This is a genomic window from Chitinophaga qingshengii (genome assembly GCF_014529935.1).
Lineage (GTDB): Bacteria > Bacteroidota > Bacteroidia > Chitinophagales > Chitinophagaceae > Chitinophaga > Chitinophaga qingshengii.
Genome location: NZ_JACVFC010000005.1, coordinates 1 through 11,629, shown reverse-complemented (window position 1 = coordinate 11,629; position 11,629 = coordinate 1). Strand labels below are relative to the sequence as shown.

At 42.7% G+C, this 11,629-nt stretch carries 10 protein-coding genes; 8 read left to right on the top strand and 2 right to left on the bottom strand.

Translation table 11 applies throughout. From position 1 onward, the window contains the following. Positions 1-56: 56 nt before the first annotated feature. Together ICL07_RS27105 and ICL07_RS27100 are read right to left on the bottom strand one after the other, a co-directional pair. Complete coding sequence (locus tag ICL07_RS27105) at positions 57-839, bottom strand: helix-turn-helix transcriptional regulator (RefSeq protein WP_188091209.1); 783 nt, start codon at positions 837-839, stop codon at positions 57-59. A 13-nt stretch (positions 840-852) separates the two neighbouring features. Beyond that, positions 853-1,848 carry a GlxA family transcriptional regulator gene (locus tag ICL07_RS27100; RefSeq protein ID WP_188091208.1) on the bottom strand — a complete coding sequence of 332 codons (996 nt, stop codon included), beginning with the start codon at positions 1,846-1,848 and terminating at the stop codon, positions 853-855. Between the two features lie 114 nt (positions 1,849-1,962). On the opposite strand from ICL07_RS27100, the gene ICL07_RS27095 reads away from it, so the two are divergent. The 8 genes from ICL07_RS27095 to ICL07_RS27060 all read left to right on the top strand — a co-directional run. Further along, the gene (locus ICL07_RS27095; RefSeq protein ID WP_188091207.1) at positions 1,963-2,448 is read left to right on the top strand and encodes a VOC family protein; all 486 of its coding nucleotides are present in this window, start codon (positions 1,963-1,965) and stop codon (positions 2,446-2,448) included. A gap of 26 nt (positions 2,449-2,474) precedes the next feature. Next, positions 2,475-3,080 carry a dihydrofolate reductase family protein gene (locus ICL07_RS27090; protein WP_188091206.1) on the top strand — a complete coding sequence of 202 codons (606 nt, stop codon included), beginning with the start codon at positions 2,475-2,477 and terminating at the stop codon, positions 3,078-3,080. Positions 3,081-3,290: 210 nt separating this feature from the next. Then, the gene (locus ICL07_RS27085) at positions 3,291-3,833 is read left to right on the top strand and encodes an RNA polymerase sigma factor (protein ID WP_188091205.1); all 543 of its coding nucleotides are present in this window, start codon (positions 3,291-3,293) and stop codon (positions 3,831-3,833) included. 161 nt (positions 3,834-3,994) lie between these two features. Further along, positions 3,995-5,113: a FecR family protein gene (locus tag ICL07_RS27080; protein ID WP_188091204.1), complete on the top strand. Its 1,119-nt coding sequence runs from the start codon at positions 3,995-3,997 to the stop codon at positions 5,111-5,113. Positions 5,114-5,236: 123 nt separating this feature from the next. Beyond that, positions 5,237-8,605 carry a SusC/RagA family TonB-linked outer membrane protein gene (locus tag ICL07_RS27075; protein WP_188091203.1) on the top strand — a complete coding sequence of 1,123 codons (3,369 nt, stop codon included), beginning with the start codon at positions 5,237-5,239 and terminating at the stop codon, positions 8,603-8,605. A 10-nt stretch (positions 8,606-8,615) separates the two neighbouring features. Further along, positions 8,616-10,058, top strand: coding sequence for a RagB/SusD family nutrient uptake outer membrane protein (locus tag ICL07_RS27070; protein ID WP_188091202.1), 1,443 nt, complete (start codon positions 8,616-8,618; stop codon positions 10,056-10,058). A gap of 29 nt (positions 10,059-10,087) precedes the next feature. After that, positions 10,088-11,392: a thioredoxin family protein gene (locus ICL07_RS27065; protein WP_188091201.1), complete on the top strand. Its 1,305-nt coding sequence runs from the start codon at positions 10,088-10,090 to the stop codon at positions 11,390-11,392. An 88-nt stretch (positions 11,393-11,480) separates the two neighbouring features. Further along, a partial coding sequence (locus ICL07_RS27060) for a transposase (protein ID WP_188091200.1) occupies positions 11,481-11,629 on the top strand: 149 nt, incomplete at its 3' end.

The following is an 11,629-nucleotide window of genomic DNA, read 5'->3' as shown; positions in this document are numbered from 1 at the left end:
GTAAAGCTAGCATCGGCACAGGAGCCAAAATTGTACAGCGTTAGTCAGGGGAAAAATTATAGTTTCCGGAAGGCGCCAGGCAGAAAACCGGTGTATTGTTTAAAGTAACGGATAAAATGGCTTTGGTCGAAGAAGCCGCACTGTAGCGCGATACTGGTCAGCGAATGTTTTTTATTACGCACAAGGGCCAGTGATTTAGCCACTTTTATTTTCCGGAGATATGCCCCCAGGGTGTCATGAAAATAGAGGGGGAAATATTTGGAGAGAGACACCGGATGCATATTCATTTCAGCCGCCAGGCTGTCGAGCGACAGGGGCGCATCCCACTGATCGTGCAGTAACTGGCGCAGCTGCTGCACCCAGGCAGGGGTACCCAGGCCCGCTTTGACCCGTGTGCCCCAGTGTTGTAGCAAGATAGCGTGAGCGAGGGTATTTTGTTGCGGCTCCAGGGCACATTCCCGGTACAGTTTCAGGATAGCCAGTTGCAGATCATGAGCCGGCAGGGTATTCCAGGTTGTTTCGGTCAACTCATACTTTTTGAGAAAACCGGGTTCTATTTCCAGATTAAGATTACGCGACGGATGCAGGGTTTGTTCATTGCGATGTATTTCCCCGGCAGCATAGCGGACCAATGTTCCGGGCAGCACTTCCCGTTCGCTATGCCGGCGGTGTTCCAGGTTGCCGCCTTCCAGTACCAGGGAACAATGCGGATTGGCGTGATAGTGCCAGTCCTCCGATACCGCCGTATGGTACACTGTTTCTGACAGTATAATCCCTGAGAGATGGTAATTGACCCTGTTTTTGCCCAGGAAAGTGCCGCTGCCCAATGGTGTCGTCATGTTCTTAGAGATGCTAACGGCGGCTGATTTCCACAGCGCCTTCCTTGTTATATTTTTGCCGGTAATCGGCGGGCAGCATACCGGTCAGTTTTTTGAAGATGCTCCGGAAGGCTTTACTATCGGAGTATCCCACTTCGTACATCACTTCATTGACGTTCATGCGGCTGGTTTCCAGTTTCTTTTTGGCCGCTTCCATGCGTACCCGCTGGATGTATTCCAGTGGCGTATTGTCCGTCGCCTTTTTAAAGCGGCGTACAAAATGGCGGCGCCCGATGGCAAAGCGGTCCGACAGTTCTTCCACCGAGATACGCTGGTGGATATTGGCTTCAATATATTCCTGTGCCTGGCGGATGGGCGCGTCTTCATGTTTCTTTTGTCCGCTGAACATGGTGAAGGGCGATTGGCTGGTGCGGTCTATATCCAACGCATATACTTTAGACGCCATGATCGCCGTTTCCCGGTCCACATATTTCTCCACCAGGTGTAGCAGCAGGTTCCAGTAAGAGTTGGCGCCGCCGCTGGAGTAGAGCCCCTGCTGCTCCGTCACAATGCGGCCGTTGACCAGCGTCACATCAGGGAATAGTTGCCGGAACAGGTTGGCCGACGCCCAATGGCTGGAGCATTCACGTCCGTCGAGCAAGCCGGTAGCCGCTAACACAAAAGCGCCGGAACAAAGACTGGCCACATCTGCTCCATTTTCTTTATATTGTCGGATAATCCAGGGGATAAATTCCCGGTTCTTATATAAAGTAGCTTCAAAATCTCCTTCTATAGCGGGAATAATCACGAGGTCCGTGCGTTTTACCTCTTTCAGCATTTTATCAGTATGGACGCTGAAGATACCGTTGTATTGTTTCACGAGTGGCGTCAGGCCCAGCAATTGAATTTTAAAAGCCGGCAGTCTACCCGCATCTGCCAGAAAGCCATTTACACCGGAAAGCATCATGTGGGGATCTACAATACTGGCCATTACAGCGTCGTTGAGCACGAGGATAGAAACGTGTTTCATATAACCGGGGGAATTTAATCGTATAAAAAGTCGCAAACTACCCATTGAATGTCTCTACACCACCCCTTCACGAAGCGGATGGCAGGGTACCTTTGAAGTCACAAATGCAAGATTATGAAAAACGAACAAAAAATTACACCTTTTCTGTGGTTTAACAACAATGCGGAAGAAGCTATTCACTTTTACAAAGGTATTTTTAAGGATGCCGAGATAGGTGATATCAGCCGGTATACCGCCGGTGCGCCTTTACCCGAAGGCACTTTGATGACCGCCACCTTCCGTTTGGAGGGCCTTCATTTTATAGCATTGAATGGCGGGCCTTATTTTACCTTTAACGAAGCCGTTTCCTTTGTGATTTCCTGTGAGACCGCCGATGAGGTAGATCATTACTGGAATAACCTGACCGCCGACGGCGGCGCCGAAGGGCAATGCGGCTGGCTGAAGGATAAATTCGGCGTTTCCTGGCAGGTAGTGCCTACGTTGCTGGGGCGTTTGCTGGGTTCTCCCGAGCGCGACAAAGCAGCCCGTGCCATGCAGGCCATGATGGGTATGAAAAAACTCGACATGCAGGCCTTACAAAATGCCTTTGATGGAAAATAGCCATGTAGTTGTGGTATCAACAGCCTATGAGAAAACTGATCGTATCCATGAACATTTCGCTGGACGGGTTTATGTCCGGTTCCCGGCAGGAGCTGGACTGGCATTTCGCCAGCTGGGGATCTGACATGGCAGAAAAGCTCACCAGGGACCTGGCGCAGGCGGACACGCTGTTGCTGGGAAGGAACACCTATGAAGCCATGGCATCTTACTGGAGGGAGGTAGAAATTGACACCTTTTTCCCCAGGGATGACATTGCCCATGCCGTGATGCTGAATACCTGTCAGAAGCTAGTGTATTCCCGGACGCTGACCGAGCTATCCTGGAATAACAGCCGGCAGGTAAAAGGAGATTTACGCCGGGTGGTGGCCACTTTAAAGCAGCCGCGGCCGGGGCAGGAGAAAAACATCCTGGTATATGGCAGCGGTCAGCTGGTAGCCGCGCTGACAGCCCTGAACCTGGTGGACGAGTATCATTTATGGGTGCATCCGGTCGTACTGGGTCAGGGCGTGCCCTTGTTCCGCGAAGGCATGGAAAAGGTAGCTTTGGATCTGTTTAAGATGCAGACTTTCCGTTCCGGTGTGGTGTGGTTCCGGTATATCGTTACTAAAAACGCGTTGGTTCCGACCGATTAGCCGACTTTTTCTTTTTTGACAAAACCAGCCATGATGGCTGGTTTTCTTTCTTTATGCCTCATGCTTCCTCGTTTATAGTTTACTAAATAACCCTACGCTTTTTGCGGATTAACAAATGACTTACAACCAGCTTTTTTTTATAGTCGTTCCTTCTGTATAAGTGGCGCCATTTATTTGTTTTATTCTTTGCCACTTCAACCTGTTATTTATATGACCTACCATGAATTAAGTGACAGTGACCTGGTTGCCGGTTATAATGAGGGCAACGTTGAATGTTTCACCGAGATTTACAATCGATACTGGGCCGTTCTGTACCGCCATGCGTTACGGATGTTGCGTGATGAGTGTGCCTCGCAGGACGTGGTGCAGGAAACGTTTCATTCGTTGATCAAACATGGCCGTATCCAGGAAGCGATACCCTTGCGGTTATTATTATATACGACCGTCCGTAACCGGATCATTAATGACTATCGCCGGGAGAAGGTAAGGGAGAAGTACCTCGCTTCTTTGAAGAACCATGTATGCGCCGTGGAATATACCGATGTACAGGTGCGGGAGCGGGAGTTACAGCGGCAGATAGAGATGGAGATATCCCGGCTACCGGAGCGGATGCGGCTGACGTTTGAACTGAGTCGTAAGCAGCATTGCGATTACAAGACGATCGCTGAAAGGACCAGCACTTCTACAGAAACCGTGCGTAAACAGATCCATAATGCGATCCGGATATTGCGGACGAAGCTGAGTTACTTTTAGCCGAATTCTAAACTACTTGTAAAAAAAATTTGCATCGTTTACAAAAAGTTAAAGATTTAATAATCTCCATTCAACTGACGATTTAATAGTGCGTAATAATAAGTAGTGAATGTTTGATCGGATTGTCCATGTGAATGTATACCATCTAACTAAAACTTTGTATGAGCGACCAGGAAACCAAAGATTTATTGGAGCGGGTGGAGCGGGGTGATTGCACACCGGAGGAGCGGGCGCTGGTAGAGGACTGGTACCGTGATCTCTGCGAGCGGCAGGAACCGGCACCCACCAATGTGGACTATGATCTTATCAAACGAAAAATATGGGCCAGTCTGGGCCTGGGTGGCAGCAAGTCTTATGGGCTCTGGTACCTGATGGCGGCGGCAGCAACGTTTATTTCTGTTTTGTCCTATACCTTGTATATGCAAACGAGCACACCGGCACCTCCGCAGGAGAAAATGATGGCCGCCGTCCATCCCGGCAGCAGCAAAGCGATGCTGACCCTTTCCGACGGCCGTCAGATTCCCCTGGGGGACCAGCCAGACAGTATTCAGGCGGCACCGGGTGTAACTGCTCAACATAACAGCTCCGGCATCTTGGATTATGTATTGAATAAAAAGCAACCTTTTGGCTCTACCTCAGGAGACCGGCCTGTGTACAACACCATCACTACCCCTCGTGGTGGCCAGTACCAGGTGGTCCTTCCTGATGGGTCGAAAGTTTTTCTGAACGCAGAAAGTAGTTTAACGTACCCTGTACCTTTCACAGGTGCTACCCGGCAGGTAAAATTGATCGGCGAAGCTTATTTCGAAGTGGCTAAGAACCACCAGCAACCTTTTTTAGTTTCCAGCCCACAACAGAATATTAAGGTGACCGGCACACATTTCAATGTATGCTGTTATCTCCATCAGCCAGACATCACCACCCTGGCGGAGGGAAGTGTGGAAATCACGCCCCTCTCTTCATCCACTCCTCACCCACTCAGGCCTGGTCAACAGGCAATACTCCAAGGAAATAATGTAGAAGTCAGGAAAGTCAACGCAGAAGACGTCATAGCCTGGAAAGATGGATTGTTTGTATTTAACAGTACCCCGCTAAAAGAAGTTTTGGACCAAATTGGCCGATGGTACGATGTAGATTTCACCTACAACAACAACCTTCCGAACAAACGATTTGATGCAGAAATCCCGAGGAATCTAAATCTACTGGAAGTGATCAAAATCATTGAAATGAGTAGTAAGCTGAAGTTTAGTATCAACGGTAGGAAAATCAACGTACAGTAACCATCAACCAAATAGTTTATTAAAAACAAAAAACCGGAAGTGCTACCAACACTCCCGGCGGAATTGAACATGTAAAAAATCTTGCTCTAACAATTTTTTCACAATTTTCAACCACACAAAGATATGGATTATAATGTACCCACCAACGTGGGGATGGATTTTTCTTTGCGGAAAATCCCCACCCGTAAGGGCGCTAAAGCCCTCAAAATCATAGTGGCTATGAAATTAATCGCATTGTTGGTTTTATTGAGTTTTCAGGTAACTGCCAGCGTTTATTCACAACGGATATCACTTACGGTAAGAGACATGCCACTGAGAGAAGTGCTCCAGTCCATCCGGCTTCAAAGCGGATATTCCTTCTTCATAGAAACCGACAACCTTACCGATACCAAACCGGTAAACCTCAATCTTTCCGCTACCTCCATACACGAAGCCCTGGATAAAATATTCGAAAATCAGCCCTTCACCTATACTATACAGAATGAAGTTATTGTTGTTACGCGCAGAAGGCTTAACAATCTTTCCGGCGCTGATTTTCTCACGTTTGATAATGGAGGTCCGGATTCGACGAAGGTGGTGTATGTGCAGGGGAAAGTAGTGGATGATAAAGGGCTGCCGCTTGTCGGAGTAAGCATTCGGGTGAAAGGTGGCGGAACAGGTACTGTGACCAACCCTGATGGTAGTTACAATCTCAAAACAAACGCCGCTGCGACATTAGTGTTTAGCTACATTGGGTACCTTACTAAAGAAGTGAAGGCGGCGCATGGGGAGATAGACGTGGTGCTGAAGCAGATGAACACGGCGTTGGACCAGGTGCAGGTGATTGCGTATGGGACGACGACGAAGCGGACCAGTACAGGAAATATTGCAACGGTGGATGCAGAGACTATCGAGAAACAACCAGTATCAAATCCACTACTGGCATTACAAGGAAGAGTACCTGGTTTGTTTATTCGACAAACTACAGGAATATCGGCAGGGAATGTAAACGTAAACATCCAAGGGATAAATAGCCTTGCACAGGGAACTGCCCCATTTTTTGTTGTCGATGGCGTCCCATACCCACCACAGCTTATCGGATCATCAATTATAGGTGGTGCAATAGTTGGTAGTTATGGGAGTACTTTGACGTATATCAATCCCAGCGATATAGAGAGTGTTTCAATCCTTAAAGACGCCGATGCCACTGCCATCTATGGATCACGAGCTGCTAACGGCGCAATACTAATAACAACAAAAAAAGGGAAAATGGGTAATACCAAAGTTGATTTCAATCTCCAAACAGGATGGGGGAAGGTGCCCAAAGAATTAAACATGTTAAATACAAAAGATTATATAGCTCTACGTTTGGAGGGAAAGAAAAATGATAACGCACCAATATTGCAAAGTGATTACGACATCAATGGAACCTGGGATCCAAACCGTTATACAGATTGGCAAAAGGTGCTTGTTGGCGGAACAGCAACATTTACAAATCTACAAGCTGCGGTATCTGGAGGCAGTGAAAATACGCAATTCAGAATAGGTGGTGGGTATTTAAAAGAAACCACTGTATATCCTGGAGACTTTGCAGATATCAAGGGGAATGCACATTTTAATCTTAATCATCGTTCTAAAAACCAAAGGTTCAAACTAAACTTTTCTGGAACCTATCTACAGGATGACATCACGTTAGCCACAGTTGACTTAATGAAGGCTGCCTTAACCCTCGCCCCTAACGCACCTTCGTTATATAATGACGATGGAACACTTAACTGGGGTAATATTCCAGGAACATCGATATACACATTTAACAACCCGTTAAACTATCTACTACGAAAATTTAAAGGAAGTACCAACAATCTTACGGCAAGTTCAAACATAGGATATAGTATATTTCCAGGACTAGATCTAAATGTTACATTAGGATACAACAGGCTCCAATCAAACGAGACAAGTATTACACCACAGGCTGCATTTAATCCTAATACAGTCGCCAATCAAAGATCAGCAGCGTTGGCAAACAAATACTCTACATCTTGGATAATAGAACCACAATTAAAGTACTCCAAATCACTTAACATAGGCCGATTTGACATTCTACTTGGCAGTTCCTTTCAACAAACTAAAAACTACGCGTTAGAAACCGCAGGCGGAGGGTTCAGTAATGACGCACAGCTCCAAAACATTCAGGCAGCGCCATTAATTGTCATAAATTCACTGTTCGAAACTACATACCGATATAACGGAGCATTTAGCCGTCTGTCATACAACCTTCATGATAAATATTTACTAACACTAGCAGGTAGGCGCGATGGTAGTACCCGATTTGGAACTGCCAATAGATTTGCAAACTTTTATTCACTCGCCGGAGCTTGGATTTTTAGCGAAGAAAGTATATTCAAAGGAGGCTCTTTACTAAGCTTAGGAAAGCTTAGACTCTCATATGGCACTACCGGAAATGACCAAATACAGGACTACCTATATTTGGCACTTTACAATAGCATTCCTGTTACAATACCGTATCAACAGGCTGTCGGCTTGCAATCAACCCGCCTATCAAATCCATATCTGCAATGGGAATTAACCAAAAAAACAAACGTGGGATTAGATCTTGGCTTTCTTGACAACCGGATATTCCTAAGTGCGAACTATTATATCAACCGTTCTTCCAATCAATTGGTTAACTATCCGTTGGGATTAGTCACAGGATTTTCAGGAATCAATAAAAATATAGAAGCAACAATACAAAATAAAGGATTTGAGTTACAGGTTGATGTTACGCCATTAAAACAGAAAAAACTAACCTGGAACATATCCGCGAACTTAACTATACAGCAAAACAAACTAATAAAATTCGATAGCCTTCAAAGTAGCCCACTAGCTAGCAGCTATGTAATAGGGCGCCCTGTGAATATAATGAGGGTTTATCAATTCTTAGGCGTAAACCCTCAAACCGGATCATATCAATATCTTACTCAAGACGGGAAAACAACATCCAGCCCTAACTACGTCAAAGACCGTACTCAGCTTATGGATATAAATCCGAAATACTATGGAGGTATAACTAATACTCTCAGCTTCAAAGGTATCACATTGGATTTTACCTTTCAGTTTGTCAAGCAAATCGGACCAACTCAACGAATAACTGCATTAAATGCCCCTGGATCAATGTCGAACATGCCCACGGCAGTATCAGACAGATGGCATTCTCCAGGCGATAATACCACCTATCAAAAGGCAGGAAACCCAAACATTTCATATTACTCCCTGGCACTTAGCACAGCTGCATATGAAGACGCATCGTATATAAAACTCAGATCAGCATGTCTCTCGTATTCCATCCCAAACCAATGGTTGAAAAAAATTAAAGTCAACTATGCGAAAATATTTCTGCAGGGACAAAATCTGTTAACGATAAGCAAATTCTTTGGAATTGACCCAGAAGTAACTTATATAGGCACGCTTCCTCCATTACGAGTAATAACTATCGGCGCCAATATTACACTTTAATAGAAAAATCATGAAAAGAATAAACAGTCAAAATATAACTCCAATCATTGTATTAACAGTTATATTGTTAATATTTCCGAGTTGCAAAAAATTCTTAGAAATAGCAGCTCCAACAACTAGTATGAATGCTGAGAATGTATATCAATATGATGCAACTGCTGCATCTGTTTTAACTGGCATTTATGCAACGATGATGAACACAACTTCATTCACAAATGCCAATGCCATTTCAATATCTCTTCTTCAAGATCTAGCTGCGGATAATCTGCAATTGTACGATCTAAATCAAATCAGCTATCTCAACTACTGGCAAAATTCCTATAATGGAGATTATGCCAATTCGGGAGGCTACAATTACTTCATTAACTTTTATCCAATTCTTTATACAATAAACGCATCGATAGAAGGTCTTACGCGAAGCAATAGCTTAACCCCCTCCATAAAACAACACCTATTAGGTGAGGCGCATTTCCTAAGAGCGTTCTACTTTTTCTATTTAGTAAATCTCTATGGAGATATTCCGTTACCTTTAACAACTGACTATAAAATTAATACATCCCTACCGAGAGCACCCGAATCAAGCGTATACAAACAGATTATTAGTGATCTCAACACTGCCAAAACACTCTTGACCGATACATATACCGATGCCAATATAATAAGTAGTACTGGAGAAAGAGTTAGGCCCAATTATTCAGCCGCTGAGGCACTCTTAGCTAGATCACAACTTTACACAAAAGACTATGCTGCTGCAGAAATGTCATCCACCGAAATAATTAACAAGACATCTCTTTTTCAGCTAGTAGGTTTGGACTCTGTTTTTAAAAAGAATAGTAAAGAAACAATTTGGTCTTTACAACCAGTAGTTCTGGGATATAACACCTTGGAAGGTGCAACATTTTTACTAACAAACTCCCCCGGAACAGCGCCCAACAAATACTTCGCAATTTCATCATCTTTACAATCGAGCTTCGAAAGCAACGACCAAAGGTTTAAAAAATGGATTGGAAAAATATCGGATTCCACCAAAACATATTACTTCCCAGCAAAATATAAAATAGACGCGAACAACACTGGCATAAACGAATACTGCATAGTTTTCAGACTAGCTGAACAATATCTAATAAGAGCTGAATGCAGACTTGAGCAAAACAACCTGGCTGGCGCAAAAGATGATCTAAATGCTATAAGGAATAGAGCAGGGCTTCCTGCTATCACTACATCTGATGTTAATGAATTAAGAATGAATATTCAGAAAGAAAGGAGAATTGAACTTTTCACAGAATGGGGACATCGTTGGTTTGACCTAAAACGAAATAGAAGCTTGGACTCAACTATGCGCACAGCAGAAACATCTAAAGGAGGAATATGGGCTTCTTATAAACAATTGTATCCAATCCCTAATAGTGAAATTAACAAAAACAGTAAACTCATTCAAAATCCTGGATACTAATACTAAACAATTTGATAAACAGGTCTAACATGCAAAAAAAAATTGCTATAGCAATATTTATGGTAATCCAAATGAATTCGATTGCCCAAACGAATTCAATAAAATTTGCTAATTCTCAAAGCATAGAAGAAGCTGTAAAAATAGCTAAAAAAGAAAAAAAATATATATTGCTCGATTTTTATGCCACTTGGTGTACTCTTTGCAAAAAAATGGAAAAAGAAGTCTACACTCACCATGACGTATTTACATATATAAATGGCAATTTCATAACGTTAAAAATACAAATAGACACAAGCTTAAAGGACAATGAATCAATTAAATCCACTTATGAAATGGCAGCAAAACTCAAGAAATTATATGACATTAGGATTCTACCAACTTTTATTTTCCTTGAGTCCAATGGCACCATCATTGATAAAAAAGAAGGGTATCTCAATGTCCAAGAAATGATAACACAATGCAAGAGTATTGACGACATAAAAAAAAATCGCCAATTGACCGACAAAAAAATATCAGAAAATGAATTAACAGAAGAAGAACTAGTAAAAATTGCGCCTAAAAACCTCAAAATAAAGGATGACTCACTATCTATTAAGATTGCACAACAATATAAGGAAAGAATCACAACAAAGCGTATATTATCCCAAGAATTCGATCCGAACTTCTTCACGCTAATTAACAATTTTCCAATTCTTTTTAAGGTTAATGACACGTTGACCAAATATATTTATCATCATAAAATTGAAATAGATAGCATTCTAAAACAACCTGGTGTCTCTAATCAAATAATCGAATACATTACAAACTCAGACATCATATTCCCATTAATTAAGTTGTCAGGAGAATATACCTCAAAAGAACCAGATTGGTTAACTCTTAAAAATAAGATCGAAGAATATTGGGATCACAATACAGCATCAAATATTATACTAAATAATAAAATTAATTGGTATAAATCAAATAAATACTGGCATAAATACATACTCTATCAAACAGAAAAAATAGATAAAAATGGTATCCAGCCGGACATTTTTGAGTCCTCCCAAATAAATAATTTTGTATTTGATTTTATTTTAAAGAAGTCCAATGACAAATTGATTTTAAAAAAGGCTTGTTCTTATATGAAAGAAGTTGTCAACAACAATCCAGGTATTGTTGAATTTTTAGACACTTATGCCAATGTGCTTTACAAATATGGAGATAGATCCAAAGCAATAGAAACAGAAAAACAAGCACTTAAAATTTCAATGTTGCAAAAGCGAGATTCTCATATTAAATTATATAAAGAAACACTTTCAAAGATGGAATTCAATCAAGCTATCTGGGGGAACTAGTATATTGACGTCTCCCCGAAAAAATGTAGCGGTGTAAATTGGAAATTTCGGGGCAAATTTTCTTACCTTAAATCTGAAAAAATTGCCCATGAAAAGGTCAAAATTCACCGAGGCGCAGATCATATTTGCGCTTAAACAGTCAGAGACAGTTGCAGTGGAAGAAGTCTGCCGCAAATTAGGGATTAGCCAGGCTACTTTTTACAATTGGAAGAAACGCTACGGAGGCTTGGATGCAGT